Genomic DNA, 25488 nt, shown 5'->3' with positions numbered 1-25488 from the left:
ACCCGCCGCCGAAACGCCCACCCGCCCCTACGCCGCCTGCAGCCAGAGCGGTTCGGGCCGTGACGCGATCAGGCGCTGCGTGTACTCCTGCTGCGGGTCGGTGAGGATCTGCGTCGTCGTTCCGTACTCGACGACCTCGCCGCGCTGCATCACGAGGGTTTCAGCGCAGATCCGAGAGACGACGGCGAGGTCGTGCGTGACGAAGACGATGGTGAGCCCGAACTGCTCGCGCACCTCCTCGATGAGTTCGAGTACCTGCGCCTGCACCGACACGTCGAGTGCGCTCGTCGCCTCGTCGAGCACGAGCAGCTTCGGCTTCGCGGCGAGCGCCTTCGCGAGCGCGACGCGCTGCCGCTGCCCGCCCGAGAGAGCCTTCGGCCTCGCGGCGAGCTGGTCGGGCCGGATGCCGACGCGCTCCAGCAGCGCGCCGGCCGCCGACTCGGCGTCTCGACGCGTTCCGCCGGCGTGCAGGCGCACGACGTCGGCGACTGAACGGCCGATCGCGATGCGGGGGTCGAGCGAGAGATACGGATCCTGGAACACCATCTGGGTGCTGGATGCGAGTGTCCGGCGTTCGGCTCCCGAGAGCGCGCGATCGGGTCGCGTGACGCCCTCGACCACCAGCTCTCCCTCGTCGGTCTGCTCCAACCCGACGAGGATGCGCGCGAGCGTCGATTTGCCCGAGCCCGATTCGCCGACGATGCCGAGCGATCCGCCGCGCGCGAGCGAGAAGTCGACGTCGAAGAGCGCCGTCACATCGTCGCGCCCCGTCACCCGGTAGCGCTTCGTGAGCCCCGAGGCCACGATCAGCGGGGGGTCCACAGGCGCCGAAGCGCCCGCTGCACCGGTGACAACCTCTCGCACCTCGATGCGCGGTGTCGCGGCGAGCAGCTCGCGAGTGTAAGCCTCACGAGGCGTTTGGAAGATGGACTCGGTCGCGCCCGCTTCCACCACGAGCCCGCCGCGCAGCACGACGACGCGCTCGCACAGCGATGCGGCGAGCCCGAGGTCGTGCGTGATGAACAGCATGCCCATCCCTCGTGCCGCCTGCTGCTCGCGGAGCAGATCGACGATGCCGGCCTGGGTGGTGACGTCGAGCGCGGTGGTCGGTTCGTCGCACAGCAGCAGATCGGGTGAATCGAGCAGAGCTGCGGCGATCATCACGCGTTGCAGCATGCCGCCCGAGAGCTGGTGCGGGTACTGGTCGAGCAGCGAGGCGGCACGCGGCAACCCGACCTGCTCCAGCTGAGCCACGGCGCGCGCCGCGGCGTCGGATCGGCTCAGTCCGTGCCAGCGCACCAGTGTCTCGGTCAGGAAGTCGCCGAGTGTGCGCACCGGGTTGATGCCGGCGCGGGGGTCCTGGAAGATCATCGACGCACGTGTGCGGCGGATCGTGCGCAGCTGCGCCTCGCTCGCCGTCACGGTGTCGATGTCGCCGACGCGTACCGACCCTGCGAGCGATGCGTGGTCGGGGAACAGGCCGAGAGCAGCCCGGGTGGTGAGCGATTTGCCCGATCCGGATTCGCCGACGAGGGCCACGGATTCGCCGGAGGCGACCGACAGCGACACCCCGTTCAGCAGCGGGCCGCGTCCGGGAACGCGCAGGGAGAGATCTGCGATATCGAGGAGCTGGGTCATGAGAAGTTGCCTCCGATGCGGTCGGACAGTTCTTCGCCGATGATGTTGATGGCGACCACCACGAGCACGACGACTGCGGCGGGCACGAACGTCGGCAGGAGCGCCCCGCTCATGAGTGCCCCGCGGCTCTCATTGATCATGGAGCCCCAGTCGGCGGTGGGGGCCTGCACGCCGAGGCCGATGAACGACAGGGCGGCGAGGTCGGCGAGCACGTAGCCGAAGTTGAGCGTCGACTGGGCGCCGACAGTCGGCACGACGTTCGGGAGCACGCGGCGCAGGGCGATCCACGATCCGCGGAACCCGAGCACTCGATAGGCCTGCACGTAGGGCCGGGTGCGCTCCGCCACGATGAGCCCGCGGGTGAGCCGGGCGACGTAGGGGATGTAGGCGATGGTCATGGCGAGCACCGGGGCGAAGAGTCCCTTGCCGAAGAGCGCGACCGCGAGAATCGCGAGCAGCATCGCCGGGAACGAGAACAGGAAGTCGAAGACGCGCGAGAGCACGGCGTCGATCCATCCGCCGCGCCACGCGGCGATGAGGCCGAGCAGGAGGCCCAGCACGGTCGAGCCGATGACGACGATGAGCGGACCGATGAGGGAGGTGCGCGCGCCGAACATCAGTCGGGTGAGCAGATCGCGGCCGAGCGCGTCGGTGCCGAGCCAGTGCGCCCAGCTGGGGCCGGAGAGCACGTTCTGCAGGTCGACGTGATCGGGGTCGTAGGGGGCGATCAGCGTCGCGAGCGCCGCGGCGAGTACGACGATCGCGACGAAGACGAGCGACACCGTGGCCTGGACGGAGAAGCGCCTGCGCCGCAGCGACTTCGGCACGGTGAGGGCGCGGGTGGCGTTCGGCGGGACATCCGGAGACGATCCTGAGGTGGCGGGCCGCGGTGCGGCCTGGGAGGCAGAGGTGCTCATCGGGTCTCCGATCCTGCGGCGATGCGGGGGTCGATCAGCGGTTGGATGAGATCGACGATGGTGTTGATGGTGACGAAGGCGACGACGACGACGAGCACGATGGCCTGGACGACCGGGAAGTCCAGTCGATCGACCGACTGCACGAGCAGCGACCCCATGCCGGCGAGTCCGAACGTCTGCTCGACGATCGCGCTCGAGACGAGGAGACCTGCGACGAGCACGCCGCTGACGAGCAGGATCGGACCGACCGCGTTGCGCAGTACGTGCCGCAAGACCACCGATGACCGGGTGAGTCCGCGGCTGGTGGCCACCTCGACGTGCTCGCGCACGAACTGCTCGTTCATCGAGGAGCGGGTGACCCGGGCGATGAGCGCGACGAACGCGAGGCCGAGGGCGAATGCGGGGAGGATCAGGTGCATGAAGCGGTCCCAGCCGGCGTCTCCGCTGCCGAAGGAGGGGAACCAGCCGAGTTGCACGGCGAACACCGCGATGAGCAGGATCGCGATGACGAAGGCGGGCATCGCGCCGAGCGCCGTCGACGTCATCAGGATCACGCGATCCGTCAGCTTGCCGCGCCGCAGACTGGCGAAGATGCCGGCCGCGAGCCCGAAGAGCACGATGATCACCGCGGCGAGGGCGACGAGTTCGAGGGTGACCGGGAGCCGGGCCAGCAGCACGCTCGACACGTCGTCGCGGTATTGGAGCGAGCGGCCGAAGTCGCCGCGCACCACGCCGCTGATCCACGAGAGGTACTGCTCGATCGGGGGCTTGTCGAGGCCGTACTGCTTCGTGACCTCGGCGATGGCCTCCGGGCTCGGGCTCCGGCCGCGCAGGAGGAAGCGCGCCGGGTCGCCCGGCACGACGAAGCGGGAGAAGAATACGACGAGCGAGGCGGCGAACAACGTCGCCACGAGGCCGACGAGGCGTCCCAGCACGAACCGCGCGGTCGTCCCACTGCGGCGGCCGCGACTGCGGCGCCCCCCGCGCTGAGGGCCGGACGAGGTGCCGTCCTCGCGCAGTCGCACGGCCCGCGTCTCGTTTGCAGCAGCGCCAGTTGATGTCATCACTCCGCCTTCCCGATCGTCGCGGCCCAGGGGTAGTACATGTAGTAGATCGATGGATCGACGCCCGTGATCCGGTCACCGAGCCACAGGGTCGTCGGTACGTCGAAGAGCGGAATCCAGGGGAGCTCCTCGCTCGTGAGGCGCTGCGCTTCGGCGGCCAGATGGGAGCGCTCGAATGCGTCGTCCGTCTGCAGCGCCTCGTTCACGATGGTGTCGAACTCGTCGTTCGACCACTGGCCGTAGTTCGAGAACTCGCCGGTGCGCAGCACCGCGTACATCTCGAGCGGGTCGGTACTCGAGAGGTACCAGCGCGTCGTCATCAGGTCGACGCCCTCGAGCGCGGTGGGGTCGGAGAACAGCAGCGTGTACGCGTTCGGGGTGCGGGTGTCGATCTCGATGTCGAGGCCGATCTCGGCGCCCGCCGACGCGACCGCCTGGGAGATGACATCGAAGGAGGCGTCGAGCGACGCGGTCGCGTACGTGATCTTCGCGCCCTCGGCGCCGGCCTCCTGGACGAGGCGCCGCGCCTCTTCGAGGTCGTAGTCGTGGTTCGGCAGGTCCTCGAATGCGGTTTTCGCGGCCTCTGGGTCGCCGTTGATCCACACCGATTCGGATGTGAGCGCGTCGGTCGGCGTCGCGTAGCCCTGCACGGCGGCGCGCACGAGCGCCTCGCGATCGAGCGCCATGGTCAGAGCCTGGCGCACGCGCACGTCGCCGAGCGGGCCGTCCATGTCGGACACGATGAGGCTCTGCACCGTCGCGTTCAGGCCGAAGTGCACGCTGCCGGTGTCGCTCGCCCGCAGCACGTCGATGGCGTTGCTCGGGATCGTCCACGCGCCATCGATCTCGCCGGTCTGCAGCGCGTTGACGCGCGCATTCGGGTCGGTGAGGATCACGAAGGTCATCTGCTCGGCCTTCGCGCGCAGCTCGGGATCCCAGTAGTCGTCGAAGCGGTCGAGGGTGATCGACTCGCCCGAGCGCCACTCGCCGAAGGAGAACGGGCCCGTGCAGTTGACCCCGGTCGACTGGTTGCCGTAGTCGGCACCCGCCGCTTCGGTGGTCGCGGCCGACTGGATGACGCCGGGGGCCGCCGACATCAGCTGATTGAACTGCGAGTCGGGTACGACGGTGCGCACGGTCACCTCGTGCTCGCCCGTCTGCTCGATCGTGTCGACGTTCTTGAAGGTGTCGTACCAGAACGACGCCACCTCGGGATCGAGGTGCCGCATCAACGAGACGACGACGTCGTTCGGGGTCATCTCGGTGCCGTCGTGGAACTTGACGCCTTCGCGGATCGTGTAGACCCAGGTGAGCGGGTCGGGGTGCTCGAAACCGGTGGCGAGGCCGGGCGAGACCGACAGGTCGGAGTTCCAGCGGAGCAGGGAGTCGCAGACGTTCGAGAGCACCGTGTTGTCGGCGTAGTCGAATGCGTACGCCGGGTCGAGGGAATACGGCTCGGTGCCGAGCGCCCACGTGTACGAGTCGATCTCGCCCACGGGAGCGGGAGTGCTCGCCTCCAGCTCGAAGGTGCCGGCATCCTTGCCGACGGCGCTCTGCCCGCAGCCGACGAGGCCGGTGACGAGCAGGATCGCCGTGCCGAGGGCGGCCGTACCGCGCATGCCGCGGCGGGTCAGGCGGCGGGTCACGCTGCGTCCTCCGCTCGCGAGTACACGCGCTCGCCGCCGATCCATGTCTCGTCGACGCGCGCGGTGTGCAGATCTGCAGGGGCGAGGTCGAAGAGATTGCGGTCGAGAATGGTGAGGTCGGCGTAGTAGCCGGGCTCGATGCGTCCGGTGACGTGATCGAGGTGGTTCACTCGGGCCGTGCCCTGCGTGTAGGCGTCGAGCGCCTGCGCGAGGGTGAGCCGCTGCGACTCGGGGCCGAGCGGGGGCAGGTCGTTGTGCGGCGAGCGCCGGTTCACTGCGATGTGGATCGCCTGCACGGGGTCGGGGCTCGAGACCGACCAGTCGCTTCCCGCTGCGAGGCGCGCACCCGCTGCGACGAGTTCGCCGAAGGGGTAGTGGTGCTCTTCGGCGTCGTCGGCCAGGAAGGGCAGCGTGAGCGTGTCCAGCTGATCCTCGTGGCACGCCCACAGCGCCTGAATGTTCGCGGTCGCTTCGAGCGGGGCGAAGCGGGCCACGTCCTCCGAGCGCACGACCTGCAGGTGCGCGAGGTGGTGGCGGTTTCCGCTCGCGCCGTTCTCCTGTCGGGCGTGCTCCACGGCGTCGAGCGCGTCGGTGACCGCGCGATCGCCGAGCGCGTGGAAGTGCACCTGCATCCCTTCGCGGTCGAGGGCGGCCACGAAGCGCGCCATGTCGCGTGGGTCGAAGAACGAGATGCCGCGATTCTCGGTCGCGTTGCCGTGGTGATCCCGGTAGCACTCGTGCATCGCAGCGGTGAAGTTCTCGGCGACGCCGTCGACCATGACCTTCACGGAGGCGAGCGAGAGCTGGTCGGGGTGGCACTGGCTCGCGACCTCGTCGCGGCGGGCGAGGATCGGCCCGAGCTGGGCGTCGCCGTCCTCCCGGTTCCACCACTGCGCTCCGCGCACGCGCACCTTGAGCGCGCCGTCCCGCGCCGCGCGCAGGTACACCGGCACCGTGTCGGGGCTGCCCATGAATTCGCCGACCGCTGCGTCCTGCCAGGCGGTGATGCCGAAGGAGAGGAGGTGCTGCTGCGCGGCGAGGAGCCCGGCGTACGCCTGCTCGAGTGTGGGCCGCGGCCGCACGGCGCCGAAGAGGCTCATCGCTCCCTCGTGGGCGGTGCCGGCCGGGGTGCCGTCGGGTTCGCGCTCGAAGCGCCCGTCGGCTGGGTCGGCCGTCTCTGCGGTGATCCCGGCGAGCTCGAAGGCGCGGGTGTTCGCCCACGCGCCGTGGTGGTCGCGATTCTCGAGCAGCACCGGCCGGTCGGGCACGATCTCGTCGAGCATCTGACGGGTGGGGGTGCCGCCGGGGAAGGCGTCCATCGACCAGCCGGCCCCCTGGATCCAGGGGAGATCGGGGTGCGCGTCGGCGTACGCGGCGACGACGGCGAGCGTGTCCGCTGCCGTCTCGCAGCCCGAGAGATCGCAGCTCAGCAGCTCGACCCCCGCCATGACGGGGTGCACGTGCGCGTCCTGGAACCCGGCGATCACCAGTCGGCCGTCGAGGTCGACGCGGGTGGTCGCTGATTCGGCGACGCGTGCCACCTCGTCGGGGTCGGTCGAGAGTATGCGTCCGTCGGCGATGGCGACCCCGCCGTAGACGGGGGAGCTCTCGGTTCCGGTGTAGACCCATCCGTGCTCGAGCACGGTGTCAGCGGTCGGGGTGTGCGTCACCGCAGCCTCCTTCGGCGTATCTTCTTCGATGCGTAGGTGTTCAAGGTATGCGCAATCGAGCGCTGAGTCAACGTTGTTGACATGATCGTTGACTTTCCGTGACGCCGCCTGGTTACACTGATCCCACACCGGAATGCGCCGGATGCACCGATCAAGATGGAGGCCGATGGTGGCGAGTGGTCCGAGCACGAGACGCGTGCGGCTCGATCAGCGCACCATCGTCGACGGGGTGCTCGAGCTCGCCCGCACCGAACCGACCTCGCGGGTCACCTTCAAGCGTCTCGGCGAGCATCTCGGCGTCGACGCCTCGGCGATGTACCGCCACTTCCGCAACAAGGACGAACTGGTGCGGGCCTCGCTCGACCGCATCAGCGGCTGGGCGTCAGAAGCCGGCCGTGCATCCTCCGGTACGTGGCGCGAACGGCTCGAGATCGTCGTGACGCGCACCGCGGAGCTGAGTCTCGAGTACCCGGCGATCGGCAAGGAGGGCGCGGTCACCGACCCGGCCGGCCCCGGAGATGCCTCGGCCGTCGAGTTCCTGCTCGAAATGCTCGTCGAGGCCGGGTTGAGCGGTGACGCGCTCATCCGGTTCTACGCGGCGATCTCGGGGTTCATGCTGGCGCACTCCTCGGCGATGGCGAACGAGGCCTTCCAGCGGGGCCACGCCGCCCGCGACGGATCGATTCCCTGGATCAGCACCTTCGGGCCCATCACCCTCAGCGACTACCCGCTCGTGGACGCCCACCGCGATGCGCTGCTCGCAGTCGACGGCATGGCGGTGTACCGCGCCGGCGTCTCCGCGATCCTCGATTCCGTCGAACGCGCTGTTACGGCCTGATCCTCGCCGTTTCCATCCCGAGTAGGGTGGAGGGGTGAAGCGGGCGCGGCCCGGGAAGAGGAGGTGGCTGGCGGTGTCTGAACGCGGCGATGCATCGAGTGCTCCGACCTCGACCGCCCCCGCGAGCGGGTCGGCAGCCGACACCATCGCGCTGCTGCGATCGCTCATCCGCGAGGCCTGCGTCAACGACGGCAGTGTCGCATCGGGGCAGGAGATTCGCAGCGTGCGGGTGCTGCAGCGCTTCCTCGCAGAGGCCGTCGCCACGGGCCGCGTGGAGACGCACGTGCTCGAATCGGCTCCCGGCAGAGCCTCGCTCGTCGCGCGGCTGCGCGGAACCGACCCGGATGCTCCCTCGCTCGGACTGCTCGGGCACCTCGACGTCGTGCCCGTGGATCCCGACGGGTGGACCAGAAACCCCTTCGGCGGTGATCTCATCGACGGAGAGATCTGGGGCCGCGGCGCCGTGGACATGCTCTACCTCACCGCCGCATTCGCCTGCGTGCTGCGCGACGCGGCGCTGGCACCGGAGCCGCCGCGAGGAGACCTCGTGCTGCTCGCGGTCGCAGATGAAGAGGGCGGCGGGGAGTACGGCATCCACTGGCTCGTACGGCAGCACCCGGAGACGGTGCGCGTCACCGAAGCGCTCTCCGAGTCGGGTGGCATGCGCATGGGGCGTCATGTGGCGATCGAGGTGGCCGAGAAGGGGTCCGCCGGTCGGCGGCTCATCATCCACGGCAAACCCGGCCACGCCTCGATCCCGTACGGCGCGAAAAGCGCGTCGTACCGCGTGGGCGAGGTGCTGCAGCGTCTGGGTGAGGTGATGCCCGCCGCGCGGCTCGGTCCGCTGTGGAACGCGTTCGTCGGCGCGCGTATTCAGGATCCAGCGCTGGCCGAGCGACTGCGCGATCCGGTGCGCCTCGACGCCGCGCTTCCGCACCTCGGCGGCATCGCCGGATACGCCCACGCGGTCTCGCGCATCACCATGTCGCCGACGGTGCTGCGCGCCGGCATGACGCACAACGTGATTCCCGCGATGGGCACGATCGACCTCGACATCCGCACCCTTCCCGGCACGACGGACGCCGAGGTCGATCGCCTGCTGCGCGCCGTGCTCGGGCCCCTCGCCGACGACATCGAGATCGAGCACCTGCGCGGGTGGGCCGCCACGGCCTCGCCGTCGGACACGCCGCTCTTCGCCGCGATCGAGCGCGCGGTCGAGGCGGTCGCCGACGCCCCGGTCGTACCGATCATGGCGGCGGGCGGTTCAGACGCACGAGTGCTGCGCGAACTCGGCATTCCAGCGTACGGCTTCGGCTTGCTCGGCCCCGAGTGGAGCTATGAGCGGTACCGCGAGGGCGTGCACGGCAACGATGAGCGCATCGACGTGGAGTCGGTCACCCTCTCGCTCGAAGCCTTGCAGCGCATCGTGGCCGATCGTCTCCGCTGAGCTCGGAGCCGGCTCCCGTTACGACTGCACCGCGTGCTGAGCGCCGGCGATGGCCGACTCGATGAGGTTGCTCGCGGGCACCGAGGTGCCGGCAGCGGTGGCGGTCAGCCACTCATCGGTCGACGCGACGGCGGCCCAGTTGGACTGCAGCAGCGCCATCAGCGTCTGGTGCACGGTCGTGGCCGAGGCCGATCCCGCCGCGTTCGACAGGTGAATCGCTCCGGTCGCGTCTGACAGGACCTCGGTGGTGAAGCCGAGCACCTCTGCCTCCGCAGCCGATGCCAGAATGCAGTTGTTCGTCATGTAACCGGCCAACGTGACGGTGTCGATGTCGCGCTCGCGCAGCCACTCCGCGAGACCGGTGCCCGGGTAGACGGAGCTGTACTGCTTGACGACGTGCTTCCAGTCGTCGGTGCGGAGCCGTTCGATCTCGGGGTGCAGCGCGAACGACGCGCTGCCGGGGCTGAAGACCGGGGCGCCCTCTCCGCCGTCGTGCTGCACGACCACGACGGGCATGCCGGCCTCGGTCGCAGCCGTGATCGCGGCGGTGGTCTTCGCGAGTGAATCGGTGATGCTCGGGTAGTGGATCTCGAGTGGGCCGTCGAAGTACTGCTGCTGGATGTCGACGAGGACGAGGGCGCGGCGCGGGGATGCCATGGGAAGCTCCTGGAGGTCAGCGGGTGCGCATCCGGGTGCGGATGCTCTCCCTACGATCTGTCATCGGAGTCCCCCTCACAAGTGGCAGAAATGCCGCGATATGATGGTTTCGGGCCAGACTGAATCTCGGAACGACGGGAGCATCGATGCGGATCGCGATATACGCCTTCCCCGGCGTCACCATGTTCCATCTCGCTGTCCCGCAGATGGTCTTCGACGAGGTGCGCCGCCTCGGTCTCGCCGATTGGCGCACCGAGCTGTTCTCAGACACGGCGGGCGCGATCCGCACCGCTGAAGGGCTGACGCTCAGCGGGGTGCACGGTGCCGATCGCGCGGATGAGGCCGATCTCATCGTGGTGCCCTCGTGGTACGAGGACGGCCGGTCGCCCGATTCCGGCCTCCTCGACCTGCTTCGACTCGGGCACGCGCGAGGAGCGACGATCGCCGGTCTGTGCCTCGGTGCGATTCCCGTGGCCGACGCCGGAATCCTGGCGGGGCGCCGCGCCGTGACGCACTGGCAGGCGTTCGGCGCTGTATCGGAGCGGCACCCCGACATCGATCTCGACGAGACGGTTCTCTACGTCGACCACGGAGACGTGCTCACGGCGGCGGGCACCGCCTCCGGGCTGGACGCGTGCCTGCACATCGTGCGGGGACGTCTCGGCGCCGACGCGGCGAACCGCGTCGCCCGCAGTCTCGTGGTGGCCCCGCATCGCGACGGTGGGCAGGCGCAGTACATCGATCGACCGCTCCCAGCGGCATCGGCCGGAGATCCGTTCTCGGACGTGCTCGATTGGTCGCTCGCCCACCTGGACCAACCCCTCTCCGTCGACCGGCTCGCGCACCGAGCGCACATGAGTCGCAGAACGTTCGTGCGCGCATTCCACGCAGCGACAGGATCCACGCCCGCCGCCTGGGTGCGTGCGCGCCGCCTCGACGAGTCCCGTCGCCTGCTGGAGACGACCCAGTGGTCGGTCGAGCACATCGCGGAGGCGTGCGGATTCGGCAGTCCCGTCACCTTCCGTCAGGGATTCGCCGCGGCCTACGGCGTCGCGCCGTCCCGGTATCGCAAGACGTTCGAAGCGGTGCGCGCCTGACGCGATCGGGGTCGGGCGGCGCCTAGGCCCACCCCACGACGAGGCGCGCGGCGTCTGCGGGCACGAGCGGGTCGACGCCGGTGAGATCGGCGAAGCGGCGCAGTCGGTTCGCGAGCGTGTTGCGGTGGCAGAACAGTGCATCGGCGGCCGCGCCGATGCTGCCGGTCTCGAGGTAGCTGCGCGCCGCCTCCTCGAGCCGCGCTCGCTCTGCCGGCGTGCATCCGGCGAGCGCGTCGTGCACATCGGCGAGGATCGGGTTGCCGGCGTCGAGCAGGCTGCGCGCGGCCAACCGCGCCCAGCCGCGACTCCAGGTCATGGCGCCGGATTCGTCGGCGACGAAGGCGCGCGCGAGCGACGCCGCGGTGGTGGCGGCGCGTCGCAGGTCGACAACGCCCCCGGGGGCGAGAGTGATGCCGACGCGCAGGTCGAGCACGCGCACGGCGACCTCTGACAGTCGCGACCCGGGAAGGGCGACCTGGCGCATGAATGCGATGAGCGTCTCGCCGAGGTGGTGCGTGAACACCTTCCCGCCCGCCCGCTCGAGCTCGGAGATGTGCACCCGCAGGGCGGCGACGTCGTCATCGACGGCGGCCACGACGTGGAGCGGAGCAGCGTCGCCGAGCCCCAGGTCTGCGGCGATCGTCTCGAGCCGCTCTGATCCCGGTTGCACGTCTTGGAAGAGCGCTGCGATGAGGCCCTGCCGAACTGACGCCTGCTCTTCGTTCATGCGCTGCAGCTCGGCGAGGTACGCCGCTTCGGTCTGGTGCACGTAGTCGTCGACCGTGCGCAGCACGATGTTCGTGTGCCGCACGATGAGCTGCGCGTCTTCGGCGGTCGCCGCCCGGGTGAGCGCTTCCCACAGCACGGTGAAGTCGTGTCGAATGGCCGTCATGAGGGAGGTGAGCGGGATGCCGGCGCGCGCTCGCGACACGCCGACGTCGGTCGCGACCGGCACTGGCGCGGCGAACCCGCCGGCGCGCAGCCCCTCGATCAGGGAGATGAATGAGAGCGTGCCCGTGCGTCGCAGTTCCGAGACGGGAATGGGCGCCGGGTCGTAGCCGGGCACCGTCCCAACCTGCGCGAGGAACCGGTCGGTGAGCGACTCCGGGTCGAGCTCTGCGAGGAGTTCGAGCCATCGATCCCGGTCGGCTGCCTCGGGGGTGTCGCTGAGCGCGTCGGCGAAACGATCATCCATTCGGCCAGTGTATGTGCACATGCACTGAAATCTTGTCGCGTTCGGGGGCGATATGGCACCCGCGATGTGCGGATTCCCTGCAATGATCGAGTACCGACGCCCGCGCAACCGCGCGAGAGCCGCACCTCACGGATCCCGCATCCTCGACGGAGAGAACGCATGAGCGAGACAACCCACACGGCATCGATCGAATACGGTGCCACGCAAGAACTCAGCGTCAAAGACGCCAACAAGGTCGCACTCGGGGCGCTGATCGGCACCGCACTCGAGTGGTACGACTTCTTCCTGTTCAGCGCCGCCGCCGCGCTGGTCTTCAACGTCCAGTACTTCACGAGCGAGAACGCCACTGCGGCGGCGCTCGCATCGTTCGCGACGTTCGGCGTCGGCCTCGCCGCGCGCCCCATCGGCGGCATCATCTTCGGGCGCATGGGCGACCGCATCGGTCGCCGCAAGGTGCTCATGATCACGATCGTCGGCATCGGCATCGTCACCGGCCTCATCGGCCTGCTGCCCACCTACGCCGCCATCGGCATCGCCGCCCCGATCCTGCTCGTGCTGCTGCGCGTGCTCCAGGGCCTCTTCGTCGGCGGCGAGTGGTCGGGCGCCATGACGATCGTGGTCGAGAACGCGCCGCTGCACCTCCGCGCCCGGTACGCGGCGATCCCGCAGATCGGCTCGCCCATCGGCACGATCCTCTCCTCCGGCGGATTCTTCGTGATGACGCTCATCCTGTCGCAGGAGAGCTTCAGCTCCTGGGGCTGGCGCATCCCGTTCCTGATCGCATTCCCGCTGCTCATCGTCGCGGTCTACATCCGCTCGAAGCTCGAGGAATCGCCGGTCTTCCGTCAGCTCGAGGAGTCGGGCGAGATCGACAAGACCCCGGTGGCCAGCACCTTCAAGCACAGCTGGAAGCAGATCATCGTCGGCATGGCAGCAGCACTGCTCGGCGTGGGCGGGTTCTACCTCGTCACCGCGTTCTGTGTGTACTACGGCGTGAACGTGCTCGGCTACGACTCCTCGCTGATGCTGCTCGGCAGCATGGTCGCCGCCACCGTCGAGATCTTCGTCCTCATCTGGGGCGGTGTACTCGGTTCCAAGTACGGGGCGAGCAAGGTCATCCTGTGGGGCGGCGTGACGTCCGCCGTCGTGGCGATCCCCGCCTTCCTCATGCTGGCCTCCGGCAACCCCGTGCTGGTCGTGCTCTCGATGACGCTCGCCGTCGCGGCCCTGTCGCTGCCGTACGCGGCCTCCGGCACTGTGCTCACCGGGTTGTTCCCGGCGAAGACGCGGTACACCGGCGTCGGCCTGGCGCAGAACACCGCAGGCATGCTCTCGGGCTTCATCCCGCTGCTCGCGACCGGCTTCGTCGCCGCGGCAGCCAACCACTGGTGGCCGGCTGCCGCGATGCTCATCTTCCTGAGCCTCTTCTCGGCATTCGCAGGCGCCGTCGCGCCTCGCCTGAGCGTGAACCTGCCCGGCTTCAAGCACTGATCGAACGGGTCGGTGCGGATCTCCGGAAGGGGACCGCACCGGCCCTTCTCGTTCTCATCCCGTTGTACCCCGGAAGGATCGCACCACATGTCACAGTCGGCAGGCCACCTCATCGTCCGCACCCTCGAGGCGCACGGCGTGCAGCGCGTCTACGCCGTTCCGGGTGAGAGCTACCTCGACGTGCTCGACGGTCTGCACGATTCGTCGATCGACACGGTCGTCTGCAGGCAGGAGGGCGGCGCCGGGTTCATGGCGCTCGCCGAGGGGCGGCTCACCGGCGTGCCGGGTGTCGCGATGGTGACGCGGGGCCCCGGCGCTGCGAACGCGATGATCGCGATCCACACGGCGTGGCAGGACGCGACGGCACTGGTGCTCTTCGTCGGCCTCATCCCGGTCGCCGACCGCGAGCGCGACTCGTTCCAGGAGTTCAGCCTGACGGGCTGGTTCGGGTCGACGGCGAAACGCGTCATGACCATCGACGATGCGGATCGCGCGGGCGAGCTCGTGGCAGAGGCCTTGCGCACTGCAGCTGCCGGTCGTCCGGGCCCGGTCGTCATCGGTCTGCCGGAGGACGTGCTGGTGGAGCTGACCGATGCCGCGCCGAGCGCGCCCATCGCGGTACCCGACCCGCAGCCCTCGGATGCGGAGATCACCGCGCTCGCCGAGCGGCTGACCCGCGCCGAGCGGCCCGCGATTGTCGCCGGCGGCGACGGCTGGCACGGCGGCGCGGGGCGCGCGCTGCTGGAGTTCGCCGCCGCGGCGGGCGTTCCCGTCTTCACCGACTGGCGCGCCTACGACGCTGTGCCGCACGAGGGTGCGGCGTGGGCGGGTTGGCTCGGCTACGGTCGCGCTGACGCGGTAGCGGCGGGGTACGCGGCGGCAGACCTCCTGGTGCTCGTCGGGTGCGGCAGATCCGATGTGATGAGCGACGGATACCGTCTCGGCTTCGGAGCCGAGACGGTGCTCGTGACGATGGACCCGGAGGCCACGATGCATGCCGGGCGCATCGACCAGCAGGTGCTGTCGTCCCCTGCGTCGTTCGTCGCCGCGCTCGGCGCGCTCGACGCCGCGGACATCCGCGGCGACCGAGACGACGCGTGGATGCGCGACCGGTCGGAGGCGCAGCAGCGCTTCGCGGCGCACCGACCGGATGCGTCAGTGCCCGGTGTCGCCGGCGCCTCCGGGATCCCTGCGGAGACCGAGCACCCGGGCGTCGACCTCGGAGTCGCGTTCGGCGAACTCGACGACCGCCTCGAGGGGCAGGCCGTGCTGACGTTCGGCGCGGGCAACGCGACGATCTGGGCGCATCGATTCGTCACCCATCTCACCCCTGCGAGCCTGGTCGGCGCGCGCAACGGCGCGATGGGCCTCGCGGTGCCAGCAGCTGTCGCGGCATCGCTCGCGTTCCCCGATCGCCGTTCGGTCGCGGTCTGCGGCGACGGCGACTTCATGATGAACGGGCAGGAACTCGCCACCGCCTTCGCGCACGGCGGCACGCCGTTGGTCATCGTCGTCGACAACGGCATCTACGGCACGATCGTGCAGCACCAGGAGCGGCACTACCCGGGGCGCCCATCGGGCACGCGCATGGCGAACCCCGACTTCGCCGAGTGGATGCGCGCCTTCGGCGGGCACGGCGAGCGAGTCGAGCACACCGATGACTTCGCCGGAGCGCTCGATCGTGCGCTCGCAGCCGACCGCCCAGCACTCATCCACCTGCTCATCGACGACAGCGTCATGCCGCCCGCCGCCGACGAGATCGCAGCCTGAGGAGACCCCCATGCAACTCGACCTGATTCTCACCGCTCGCGAGATCCTCACCATGGATCCCGCGCGCCCCTCCGTCACATCGGTCGGCGTCCTGAACGGCCGAATCGTCGGCTTCGACGAGGAGATCGCCGGCCTCGAAGCCGTCACGACCCACGATTTCGGCGACGCGTGCGTCACACCAGGCCTCATCGATGCGCACTGCCATACCGCCTGGTGGGGGCTCGGGCTCGCGTCGATCGATCTCAGCACGACCCGCGGACTCGATGCCCTGTACGCCCAGATCGCGGCCGAGGTCGAGCGTCTCGACGCCCTCGGAGACGCCGACGCATGGGTGCACGGCACGGGCTTCAACCAGGCGCACCACGGCGGGGCGTTCCCCGACATCGCGCGTCTCGACGAGATCACCGGCGAACGCCCGCTCTACCTGCGCCACACCTCCGGCCACGCTTCGATCACGAACAGCGCCACGCTCCGGCTCGTCGGCGCGTTCGGGGCCGACTTCGAGAACCCCACCGGCGGCGTCGTCGTGCGAGACCCGCAGGGCGCGCCCACCGGTCTGCTCGAAGAAGCCGCGCAGGGGCTCGTCCAGGCGCTGCTGCTGCCCTACTCGACCGAGCGACTCGTCGAGGCTCTCGAAGCGGCGACCAGCCGGTACGCCGCGCAGGGGATCACGAGCTTCACCGAAGCAGGCGTCGGCGGGGGATGGATCGGCCACAGCCCCATCGAGGTCGCGGCCTACCAGGCGGCGTCCGAGCGGGGACGGTTGCACGCGCGCGCCCAGCTGATGCCCGCGATCGACGCGCTCAGGCCGCTCACCGGGCACGCCACCGACTTCGCCGGCGAAGGTGCAGGGGCGGGCCTCGATCTCGGCATCCGTGCAGGCTTCGGCGATGACGCCGTGCGCTTCGGGCACGTCAAAGTCTTCCTCGACGGTTCGCTGCTCGGAGCCACAGCGGCCGTGACCGAGGACTACTGCGGGCACGAGCACAACACGGGCTATCTGCTCGACGAGCCGGCGGTCTACCGCGAGCGCGCACTCGGCGCATACCGGGCCGGGTGGCCGCTCGCCCTGCACGCCATCGGCGACGCGGCGATCGATCTCGCCCTCGATCTCATCGAGGAGGCGCAGGATCGCTACGGACGGCTCGACGTTCCGTGCCGCATCGAGCATTTCGGCATCGCCCGACCCGACCAGGTGGAGCGCGCCGGGCGGCTGCGGGTGGCGGTCACGCCGCAGGCCGGGTTCATCAGCGCCTTCGGCGATCAGATGGCGGATCGCGTCGGCCGCGACCGCGCGGACTGGCTGTACCGCGGGCGGTCCGTGATCGACGCCGGCATCATCCTCGCCGGCTCCTCCGACCTGCCGGTCGCTGACAACAATCTGCGTCGCGGCATGCAGGCGGCCGTCGACCGCCGCACGGAGAACGACACCGTGCTCGGCGAGGCCGAGGCCATCACTCCGGAGGAAGCCCTGCGCACGCACACCGAATGGGCGGCGCGCGCGACGGGGCAGTTCGCCGACAAGGGAACGCTCGAGCGCGGCAAGCTCGCCGATTTCACCGTGTTCTCGGCTTCGCCGCTGACGGCGCCCGACCTGGCCGAACTCGGCATCGTCGCCACCGTGCTCGGCGGTGCGCTGAGCTACGACTCGCGATCCTGATCGATCGGGTCCGGGTTCCGGCCGAACGCCAGCAGGGCTCGCGCTGCCTCTGCCGGCACGGTCGGATCCCACCCCGTCACGCGGTGAAATGCCTGCAATCGGTTCACCACGGTGTTGCGATGCACGAACATCTCCTCTGCCGTGCGCTTGATCGAGCCGTTCGCGCAGAACCGCGCGAACGTGTCGAGCAGCCGCGCGCGCTCGTCCGCGCGAACCTGCTGCATCGCGTGACGCGCATGGGAGAAGACCTGCGGCATCGCTGACAGGACCGTGTCGGACGCGAGGGCGAGCCAGAGGTCGTTCTCATCGCTCAGCCGCCCGGGTGTCGCGAAGGGGAGCAGCTGGTGGGCGAACTCGACGGCAGGCGGCACTGCGGCGAGGCCTCGAACCGTGGAGATCTGCACGCCGCCGATGCTCGTCAGCGGATGATCGCCTGCCACGCGCGGTCTGACGAACAGCACGCTGTCGTCGAAGTCCCAGGCGAAGAAGCGCTGCCGGGTGCGCTCGAACGTGATGGCGATGCGGCGGGCGTCAGCAGCCGAGAACGTCGGGATGAGGCAGATCTCGAATATCGCATCGGCCGGAAACCGCAGTCGTGCAGCGATCTCGGCGGCGATGCCCGCCGGGTCGTCTGCGGCCAGCAGTTGCGCGAACGCCCGTGTCTCCTGGGTGCGGCTGTCGGAGGCGAGCGCTTCTCGCTCGTCGAGGAACGCGACCTGCACCGCGTGAATGTAGTCCTCCACCGAGGTCAGCACGGGTTCAGCGTGCTGCACCAGTTCGTCGGCATGGGCATCGCCGGCGATCGAGACGAGGCCGGCCCAGAGCACCCGGTAATCGAGCCGCACGGCTTCCAGCAACTGATCGCGATCGACTCCTTGCCGTGCGCGCCTCACCCCGAGCCGCTGCGGCAGATCGACGAGGCCGCGCGGTACCGGTCGACCGGCCAGTCGCGCGATGAGGTAGGAGAGCGTGTCATGGGCCGTCTGCCGCAGGTCGGCTTCCTGCACGGAGGCGTACCCGCCCCTGAGTCGAGTGAGGCGGGCGAGGAAGTCGTCGACGAGCGCAGGGAGATCGGTCTCCAGCCGCTGCAGCGCGACCGACCACCAGTCGCGGGTGTCGGCGGAGGGTTGAGCAATCACACACCCCATTTTGCTTGATCGCCCATCGATCGGCTCGCCCCTTGTGCATTTCACTAGAACTTCGCGGGACTCGTGTGCAGATGCTGCTTGTCGGGGCCTCGGAGCGCTGGGAGGGTGAACTCTGACCCGATCGCCACTCGAATCACAGGAGACTCGATGACTACGACGCCCGCTCAGGACACGGAAGTCCGCAGCGCACGACTGGACCAATCCAAGATGAGGAAGATCGCCACCGCGAGCGTCATCGGCACGACGGTCGAGTGGTACGACCTGTTCCTCTTCGGAACCGCTTCCGCGCTCGTCTTCAATCAGGTGTTCTTCCCCGATCTGCCCCCGGCGGTCGGAACGATCCTCTCCTTCCTCACGTTCGCCGCCGCCTACGTCGCGCGCACTCTCGGCGCGATCCTCTTCGGCCACTTCGGCGATCGTCTGGGCCGCAAATCGATGCTCCTCATCTCGCTGCTGACCATGGGCGGCGCGACGCTCGCCATCGGTCTCGTGCCCGACTTCGCGACGATCGGCATCGCGGCGCCGTTCATCCTCCTGACGCTGCGCATCATCCAGGGCCTCGCGCTCGGCGGTGAATGGGGCGGCGCTGTCCTGATGACCGTCGAGCACGCTCCCCAGGAGCGCCGCGGCTGGTACGGATCGCTCGTCCAGGTGGGCGTCCCGTTCGGAACGCTCCTCGCGAACGTCGCCTTCCTCATCGTCACGGCGACGGTGTCGACGGAAGCGCTGTACACGTGGGGCTGGCGCGTTCCGTTCATCGCATCGGTGCTGCTCGTCGCGGTCGGCATCTACATCCGACTCAACATCGAGGAGACGCCGAGCTTCCAGCAGGTGCGCGAACAGGGCGCCAAGGCGAAGCTCCCGTTCGCCTACCTCATGCGCCACTACTGGAAGCAGGTCATCCTCGGCGGTGTGGCGACACTGTCGACCGGTTCGAGCTTCACGCTCATGGTCGCATCCGGAGTGAACTACGGCACGAGCGAGCAGGGGTACTCCGCGAACCTCATGCTCTGGGTCGTGCTCGTCGCCTGCCTGCTCGGCATCTTCTTCATCCCGTTCTTCGGGCGGCTCTCCGACCGAGTCGGACGCAAGCCGATCATCGCCGCGGGTATCGCTGCTGAGGCCCTGCTCGCGTTCCCATTCTTCTGGTTGCTGAACACGGGCAACCCCGCGGCCGTGTTCCTCGCGTACGGCCTGATGATGATCGCCTTCTCGGCGAACTACGGGCCGATCGCCACCTTCCTCGCCGAACTGTTCGGAGCGAAGGTGCGGTATTCGGGGCTGTCCGTGGCATACATGCTCTCGGGATTGCTGGGCTCGGCGATCACCCCCGCCGTGACCGTGTGGCTCCTCAACCTGACCGGGCAGAGCGATTCGATCGCCTGGTACATCGCCGCCTCAGCAGGGCTGTCGTTCGTGGCGCTCTTCCTGCTGGGGGAGAACAGCCAGAAGAACATCGACCGGGTGGAAGCGACCACCAGCGTGGACGTCGCGCCGTGATCCGGCGGATCAGCGCAGCACCGGGGCTCGCCCCGGTGCTGGGTCCGTATTCGCAGGCGGTCGTCGCCAACGGCTTCGTCTTCACGACGGGCCAGGTGCCCTTCGGCGCAGACGGCTCCGCGCCGGACGATTTCGAAGACCAGGTGGCGCGCTGCCTCGAGAACCTCGTCTCAGTGCTCGCTGCGGCGGGAAGCGGCCTGCAGCACGTCGTCAAAGTCAACGCCTACCTGACATCTCCGGAGCAGCGCGAACCGTTCAACCGCGTGTACGCGCGGTACTTCACCGACGACCTGCCCGCGAGGACGACGGTCTGCGTGTCGATCTGGGAGATCGCGCTCGAGATCGAGTGCGTCGCGGTGGTGCCCGAGGTCGTCGCATGACGCTCGAGCACGCTCAGCTTCTCGACGCTCTGCGCGAGGTCGAGCTGCCGACGCTCGGCCACTTCATCGAAGACGGGTTCGTCGACCCCCGGGTGCATCCGGTCACGCGGAGCCCGCAACTCGTCGGTTTCGCGAGGACCCTCGACCTGCGCGAACCCGACGCGTACGAGGTGAACCGAGCGCTTCTCGCAGCCCGGCCCGGCGAGGTGCTCGTGATCCGGGTCGCGGGCGGTGCGCACGCGCCCGTCGGAGCCGTCACCGCGCGAGCTGCGATCGCGCAGGGTGCGGTCGGCATCGTGGTCGACGGCCCGGTCACCGACGTCCAGGCGCTGCGCGAGACGCAGGATCGGCTCGCCGTGTACGCGACCGGGCTCACCGCTCGAACGACGAAACGCACCGGCGCACTGGCGGGAAGCGCTGTCGACCAGCCCGTCGTCATCGGCGGCGTGCCCGTGTCGACCGGGGACCTCGTGCTCGGCGACGCGCACGGCGTGCTCGTCCTCCCGGGCGGCCGCATCGACCCGGAGGTGCTCAGCGCGGCTCAGGCATCGGATCGCGACGAGCCCGAGCTGCTCGCGCGGATCGCCGCGGGCGAATCGCTCGCATCCCTGCTCCCGATCGGCCCCTGACCCCGGACTTCACAGTCTCACTCACACCGTTTTTGGAAGGATTATCGTATGTCGCAGTCGGCCGGTCATCTCATCGTTCGCACGCTCGAGCAGCACGGGGTCTCCCGTGTCTACGCAGTGCCAGGGGAGAGCTACCTGGACGTGCTCGACGGTCTGCACGATTCGTCGATCGAGACGGTCGTGTGTCGGCAGGAGGGCGGTGCGGGGTTCATGGCGCTCGCCGAGGGGCGCCTGACGGGCGTGCCGGGGATCGCGATGGTGACGCGCGGCCCGGGGGCGTCGAACGCGATGATCGCGATCCACACGGCGTGGCAGGACGCGACCCCTCTGGTGCTGTTCGTCGGGCTCATTCCGGTGGCCGACCGTGAGCGGGACTCGTTCCAGGAGTTCAGTCTCACCGGATGGTTCGGGTCGACCGCGAAGCGGGTGCTCACGATCGACGACGCCGATCGTGCGGGGGAGCTCGTGGCGGAGGCCATGCGGGTCGCGGCCTCCGGCCGCCCCGGTCCGGTCGTGGTCGGGTTGCCGGAGGACGTGCTCGTGCACGTGACCGAGGCTGCGCCGAGTGGGCGGATCGCCTCCCCGAACCCGCAGCCGTCACGTGCCGAGATCGAGGAGCTCGGTGAACGGATCGCCCGCGCCGAGCGCCCGGCGTTCGTGGTCGGAGGTGACGGCTGGCATGCAGGAGCTGGCCGAGAGGTGCTCGCTTTCGCCGAATCCGCAGGCGTCCCGGTGTTCGCGGATTGGCGTGCGTACGACGCGGTGCCGCACGCCGGAGCCGCGTGGGCTGGCTGGCTCGGGTACGGCCGCGCGGATGCGGTCGCTGCCGCGTATGCGGCGGCAGACCTCCTCGTGTTCGTCGGGTGCGGTCGATCCGACGTGATGAGCGACGGATACCGACTCGGATTCGATGCGGAGACCGTGCTCGTCGGCGTCGATCCCGAGGCGACGATGCATGCGGGGCGACTCGATCAGCACCTGCTCGCAACGCCGGAGGCCTTCGCGAAGGCGCTCTCCGGTGTCGATGCCGCTGCAGTTCGCGGCGACCGCGACGATTCGTGGATGCGAGACCGGTCAGTGGCTCAGGCGCGGTTCGCGGCGCATCGACCTGACGCGTCGGTGCCCGGTGTCGCCGGCGCTTCGGGGATCCCGGCAGATGTCGAGAATCCGGGAGTCGACCTCGGCGTCGCCTTCGGCGAGCTCGACGAGCGGTTGCGGGGCGAGGCGGTGCTCACCTTCGGCGCGGGGAACGCGACGATCTGGGCGCACCGGTTCGTGAAGCACCTGACCCCGGCGAGCCTCGTGGGCGCGCGCAACGGCGCGATGGGCCTCGCCGTTCCGGCGGCCGTCGCGGCATCACTCGTGTTTCCCGATCGACGTGCGGTCGCGGTGTGCGGGGACGGCGATTTCATGATGAACGGGCAGGAGCTCGCGACCGCGGTCGCGCACGGCGGGAAGCCGCTGGTGATCGTGGTCGACAACGGGATCTACGGGACGATCGTGCAGCATCAGGAGCGGCACTATCCGGGTCGACCGTCGGGCACGCGGATGGCGAATCCCGACTTCGCGGCCTGGATGCGGTCGTTCGGAGGGCACGGTGAGCGCGTCGAGGCCACAGAGGATTTTGCGGGGGCGCTGGATCGCGCACTCGCGGGAGATGCTCCCGCATTGATTCATGTGCTGATCTCGGACAGGGTGATGCCACCGGCATCCGACGAGATCGCGGCCTGAGGCAGTCGCGCAGTAGACGACAGTGAAGAACGAGAGAACAGAGACGACCATGACGCAGCACCTCGATGACGCATTCCTCGCCGACTGGGCCGTGCACTCGCGCTTCGGTGCCGTGCCGGGCACGAACGGCGTCGACCGGCAGGCCGCGAGCGCAGCCGACGGCGAGCAGCGCGCCTGGTTCGCGCAGCTGCTCGAGCAGCACGGATTCACGGTCGAGCGCGACGCGGCCGGCAACCAGTTCGGGCTGCTGGAACTCGTGCCCGGTGCGCCCTACGTGCTGACCGGGTCGCACCTGGACTCGCAGCCGACCGCCGGCCGCTTCGACGGCGCCTTCGGCGTGATGGCGTCGGCCCACGCGTGCTTCCGCGTGGCCGATGAGCTTCGTGCCGATCCGTCGGCTGCCCGTGTGAATCTCGCGGTCGTCAACTGGTTCAACGAGGAGGGGTCGCGCTTCAAGCCCTCGATGATGGGCAGTTCGGTGTTCACCGGCAAGATGCCGCTCGACGCAGCGCTCGCGACGACCGATCCGCGAGGGGTGACGGTCGGCGACGCGCTCGATGCGATCGGGGAACGTGGCGCCGGTGACGTATTCGGAGGCGACTCGGGCCGCGAGGTCGCCTCGTACGCCGAGATCCATGTGCAGCAGGGTCGGAGCATGGAGGAGGACGGCGTCACGATCGGTCTCGTGAATGCGACGTGGGCGGCGCACAAGTTCGAATTCACGGTGACCGGGGCGCAGGCGCACAGCGGGTCGACGCTGATGGTCGATCGGCGCGACGCCCTGCTCGGCGCGGCCAGGCTCGTCGTGGCGGCGCGCGAGCTCGTCGACGAGTTCGAGCCGGGCGCGCTGCACACCGCGTGCGGTGAGCTCAACGTGTATCCCAACTCGCCCGTGGTCGTCGCCAGTGAGGTGCGGTTGCTGCTCGACCTGCGCTCGCCGAGCGCCGACGTGATCCGGGAGGCCCATGCCTCGCTGCAGCGCACGATCGAGCGGGTGCAGCGCGAGGATCGCGTGGAGATCGCCGTCACGGCCGAGCACAGCTGGGATCAGAACCCGTACCCCGAAGCCGGCGTCGAGCTCGCCCGTGAGGTCGCGGAGGAGCTCGGTCTCACCCATGATCGCGTGATGACGGTCGCCGGGCACGACTCGACCAACATGAAGGACACGGTGCCGACCGTCATGCTCTTCGTGCCGAGCGTCGCGGGCATCTCCCACAGCCTCGACGAGTTCACGGAGGAAGCCGATCTCGTCGCGGGAGTCGACCATCTCACCGGCGTCGTGCGCCGGCTCGCCGGTGGCGCGCTGCTCGATTGAGGTCGTTGGGGTCGATTCCCCGTTCTGCAATGGCCCGGATCTGGGCCCGGCTCAGCTCCAGGTGAAGAGCTCGCGGGGGTGCGTGAGGCGCCAGCCGTAGTCGGGCGCGGTGATCGCGGCACCCGTGACGACGTCGAAGGCGCGCTCGTCGGATTCGGTGGGGCCCGAGAGGTGCAGGATGCCCACTCGTCGCCCGGCTTCGGCATCGGCCCCCGTGAGTCCGGCATCCGGCGCGCCGGCCTCGGAGAACCCGCCCGTCTCCAGGGCGACCGTTCGCTCTGCGGCTTCTCCGGGGAGGAGCACGACTTCGGCGCCGTCGCCCGATATCAGGATCGGGATCTCGACGCCGTCGACCGTTCTCGCCGTGCCGACCCGCTCGTCGTGCGCCACGATCTGCGTGCGAGCGGGCGCGGCGTCCAGCGCGGAGAACATGCTGAGGCTCGCGCTCAGGCGATCCTCGGCCGTCGCTCGGCCCAGCACGACGGCGAGCTGGACGACGTCGCGACCCAGCGCATCGCTCGTGCGCGCCGCCGCGAGGTTGTAGCCGGCGACACTCGTGCGCCCGGTCTTCATGCCGATCACACCGTCAAGCGCTCCGTACAGCGGGTTCGTGTTCTCCACGGTGCCGATGCCCCATGGAAGGGAGACCTGCGGCATCGCGACGATCTCGGCGACCGTGTCGTTCGCGAGCGCGAGGCGCGCGAGGCGCAGCACGTCGGACGCGGTGGCCGCATTGCGCTCGTCCATACCGGTCGGCTCGAACAGCGAGAGCGATGCGAGACCTTCGCGGTCCTGCCAGGCCCGGACCGCGGCGAGAAACGCATCATTGCCGCCGAACACCGAGTACGCGTAGGCGGCTGCGAAGTCGTTCGCCGACGGTACGAGCGCGAGCTGCAGCATCTGACGCGCGGTCACCTCGGTGCCGACGGGTATGGGAAACGCGACGCCGTCGTCGGCGACGTACCGTGCCTGCCGCGCGGCGTCCTCGGCCGTCCAGACGTGCGTCGGCCCATCGGCGCCCGCAGCCACGGGTGCTGCATCGAGCGCGACGAGCACGGTGACGAGCTTCGAGATGCTCGCGATCGGCGCTGGGCGCTGCGTGTTCGTCCAGATCTCGTCGTCGTGCAGCCATCCGATCGCGGTCGGCTCCGGCTCGGCATCGACCGCCCGTCGCACGCCGGCATCGTCGGCCGAGATCGTGACCGCCGCGGGTGCGTCCAACGTCACCACCGGTTCTGGCAGCGGAGCGATGGCGCAGACGACGGCGTAGCCTGCCGCGAGCACGATTGCGAGGGATCCTGCACCGATTCCGATGACTCGCCCCGCGCGTCGGCGGTGCCCGGCGGCGGTCCGCGGTGCTGTTCCGGAGGAGCGCTCGTCAGGGGGGCTCGGTGCTGCGTACGGGCTCACTCGACCCACACTAGGGGCTACAGGGGCACTGGACACTCGGGTGCTGGAGCGCTGGGATGCTCGGTAGCCCTGATGATGGGAATGAAGATGCGCAAGGTTAGGGCCCGCGTCAGAACGGGTGATGCGCGAAGTCTCGTTCATGCTCGGGTTCTCTGCGTTCACGCTCGGGTTCTCGGCGTTCGATTCGTCGCGTCGGCCCCGGTGGCCCGGTCTCTATAAACCTCACGCGGCTCGGCGGTCGGTCGACGTAGCGCCTGCCCGTGGGGCTGGTCCAGTGCAGTTCAC

General features: G+C 69.4%; 20 protein-coding genes. 11 read left to right on the top strand and 9 right to left on the bottom strand.

Features of this window, described 5'->3' with window-relative positions; all coding sequences use genetic code 11:
• Window positions 1-27: 27 nt before the first annotated feature.
• The 5 genes from nikE to ABFX18_RS03515 are packed head-to-tail and all read right to left on the bottom strand — an operon-like array spanning window position 28 to window position 6935.
• Complete coding sequence (gene nikE, locus ABFX18_RS03535) at window positions 28-1638, bottom strand: nickel ABC transporter ATP-binding protein NikE (RefSeq protein ID WP_346057412.1); 1611 nt, start codon at window positions 1636-1638, stop codon at window positions 28-30.
• Window positions 1635-2555, bottom strand: a complete 921-nt coding sequence (locus tag ABFX18_RS03530) for an ABC transporter permease (RefSeq protein WP_249290822.1) — start codon at window positions 2553-2555, stop codon at window positions 1635-1637. The genes nikE and ABFX18_RS03530 overlap by 4 nt, the downstream gene beginning before the upstream one ends.
• On the bottom strand, window positions 2552-3619 hold the full coding sequence (locus ABFX18_RS03525) for an ABC transporter permease (protein WP_346057411.1): 1068 nt from the start codon (window positions 3617-3619) through the stop codon (window positions 2552-2554). The genes ABFX18_RS03530 and ABFX18_RS03525 overlap by 4 nt, the downstream gene beginning before the upstream one ends.
• The gene (locus ABFX18_RS03520) at window positions 3619-5265 is read right to left on the bottom strand and encodes an ABC transporter substrate-binding protein (protein ID WP_336662652.1); all 1647 of its coding nucleotides are present in this window, start codon (window positions 5263-5265) and stop codon (window positions 3619-3621) included. Before ABFX18_RS03520 ends, ABFX18_RS03525 begins: the two co-directional genes overlap by 1 nt.
• The gene (locus tag ABFX18_RS03515; protein ID WP_346057410.1) at window positions 5262-6935 is read right to left on the bottom strand and encodes an amidohydrolase; all 1674 of its coding nucleotides are present in this window, start codon (window positions 6933-6935) and stop codon (window positions 5262-5264) included. Before ABFX18_RS03515 ends, ABFX18_RS03520 begins: the two co-directional genes overlap by 4 nt.
• 166 nt (window positions 6936-7101) lie before the next feature.
• Between ABFX18_RS03515 and ABFX18_RS03510 the strand changes: the two genes are divergently transcribed.
• Both ABFX18_RS03510 and ABFX18_RS03505 read left to right on the top strand, forming a co-directional pair.
• The gene (locus ABFX18_RS03510; RefSeq protein ID WP_234037116.1) at window positions 7102-7773 is read left to right on the top strand and encodes a TetR/AcrR family transcriptional regulator; all 672 of its coding nucleotides are present in this window, start codon (window positions 7102-7104) and stop codon (window positions 7771-7773) included.
• A gap of 73 nt (window positions 7774-7846) precedes the next feature.
• Window positions 7847-9220, top strand: coding sequence for a M20/M25/M40 family metallo-hydrolase (locus ABFX18_RS03505; RefSeq protein ID WP_346057409.1), 1374 nt, complete (start codon window positions 7847-7849; stop codon window positions 9218-9220).
• A gap of 18 nt (window positions 9221-9238) precedes the next feature.
• Here the strand turns inward: ABFX18_RS03505 and ABFX18_RS03500 are convergent, their stop codons facing one another.
• Window positions 9239-9877 carry an isochorismatase family protein gene (locus ABFX18_RS03500; RefSeq protein ID WP_346057408.1) on the bottom strand — a complete coding sequence of 213 codons (639 nt, stop codon included), beginning with the start codon at window positions 9875-9877 and terminating at the stop codon, window positions 9239-9241.
• Between the two features lie 146 nt (window positions 9878-10023).
• Between ABFX18_RS03500 and ABFX18_RS03495 the strand changes: the two genes are divergently transcribed.
• Window positions 10024-10974, top strand: coding sequence for a GlxA family transcriptional regulator (locus ABFX18_RS03495; protein ID WP_346057407.1), 951 nt, complete (start codon window positions 10024-10026; stop codon window positions 10972-10974).
• 22 nt (window positions 10975-10996) lie between these two features.
• On the opposite strand, the gene ABFX18_RS03490 is transcribed toward ABFX18_RS03495, so the two are convergent.
• Window positions 10997-12169 (bottom strand): RsbRD N-terminal domain-containing protein, encoded by a 1173-nt coding sequence (locus tag ABFX18_RS03490; protein ID WP_346057406.1) that lies wholly within the window; start codon window positions 12167-12169, stop codon window positions 10997-10999.
• 159 nt (window positions 12170-12328) lie between these two features.
• On the opposite strand from ABFX18_RS03490, the gene ABFX18_RS03485 reads away from it, so the two are divergent.
• From ABFX18_RS03485 to ABFX18_RS03475, 3 genes are all read left to right on the top strand, one after another.
• Window positions 12329-13660 carry an MFS transporter gene (locus ABFX18_RS03485; RefSeq protein WP_090146236.1) on the top strand — a complete coding sequence of 444 codons (1332 nt, stop codon included), beginning with the start codon at window positions 12329-12331 and terminating at the stop codon, window positions 13658-13660.
• Between the two features lie 87 nt (window positions 13661-13747).
• Window positions 13748-15430: a thiamine pyrophosphate-dependent enzyme gene (locus ABFX18_RS03480; RefSeq protein ID WP_090146238.1), complete on the top strand. Its 1683-nt coding sequence runs from the start codon at window positions 13748-13750 to the stop codon at window positions 15428-15430.
• Window positions 15431-15440: 10 nt separating this feature from the next.
• Window positions 15441-17090, top strand: coding sequence for an amidohydrolase (locus ABFX18_RS03475; RefSeq protein WP_346057405.1), 1650 nt, complete (start codon window positions 15441-15443; stop codon window positions 17088-17090).
• On the opposite strand, the gene ABFX18_RS03470 is transcribed toward ABFX18_RS03475, so the two are convergent.
• A complete protein-coding gene (locus ABFX18_RS03470; protein WP_346057404.1) occupies window positions 17072-18229 on the bottom strand; it encodes an RsbRD N-terminal domain-containing protein in 1158 nt (385 codons plus the stop codon). The two genes, ABFX18_RS03475 and ABFX18_RS03470, sit on opposite strands and share 19 nt — an antisense overlap.
• A gap of 156 nt (window positions 18230-18385) precedes the next feature.
• Here ABFX18_RS03470 and ABFX18_RS03465 point away from each other — a divergent pair, with 156 nt between their 5' ends.
• The 5 genes from ABFX18_RS03465 to ABFX18_RS03445 are packed head-to-tail and all read left to right on the top strand — an operon-like array spanning window position 18386 to window position 23793.
• The gene (locus ABFX18_RS03465; RefSeq protein WP_234037115.1) at window positions 18386-19738 is read left to right on the top strand and encodes an MFS transporter; all 1353 of its coding nucleotides are present in this window, start codon (window positions 18386-18388) and stop codon (window positions 19736-19738) included.
• The gene (locus ABFX18_RS03460; protein WP_200330438.1) at window positions 19735-20118 is read left to right on the top strand and encodes a Rid family hydrolase; all 384 of its coding nucleotides are present in this window, start codon (window positions 19735-19737) and stop codon (window positions 20116-20118) included. The genes ABFX18_RS03465 and ABFX18_RS03460 overlap by 4 nt, the downstream gene beginning before the upstream one ends.
• Window positions 20115-20747 (top strand): RraA family protein, encoded by a 633-nt coding sequence (locus ABFX18_RS03455; protein ID WP_090146244.1) that lies wholly within the window; start codon window positions 20115-20117, stop codon window positions 20745-20747. Before ABFX18_RS03460 ends, ABFX18_RS03455 begins: the two co-directional genes overlap by 4 nt.
• A 48-nt stretch (window positions 20748-20795) precedes the next feature.
• On the top strand, window positions 20796-22478 hold the full coding sequence (locus ABFX18_RS03450; RefSeq protein WP_346057403.1) for a thiamine pyrophosphate-dependent enzyme: 1683 nt from the start codon (window positions 20796-20798) through the stop codon (window positions 22476-22478).
• A 49-nt stretch (window positions 22479-22527) separates the two neighbouring features.
• The gene (locus tag ABFX18_RS03445) at window positions 22528-23793 is read left to right on the top strand and encodes a M20 family metallo-hydrolase (protein ID WP_346057402.1); all 1266 of its coding nucleotides are present in this window, start codon (window positions 22528-22530) and stop codon (window positions 23791-23793) included.
• Window positions 23794-23844: 51 nt separating this feature from the next.
• On the opposite strand, the gene ABFX18_RS03440 is transcribed toward ABFX18_RS03445, so the two are convergent.
• A complete protein-coding gene (locus ABFX18_RS03440; RefSeq protein ID WP_346057401.1) occupies window positions 23845-25203 on the bottom strand; it encodes a D-alanyl-D-alanine carboxypeptidase family protein in 1359 nt (452 codons plus the stop codon).
• Window positions 25204-25488 lie beyond the last annotated feature (285 nt).

This window comes from Leucobacter alluvii (genome assembly GCF_039530485.1).
GTDB lineage: Bacteria > Actinomycetota > Actinomycetes > Actinomycetales > Microbacteriaceae > Leucobacter > Leucobacter alluvii.
Note: the sequence above shows the minus strand (reverse complement) of the source record. Positions and strands in the feature narration are given on the sequence as shown.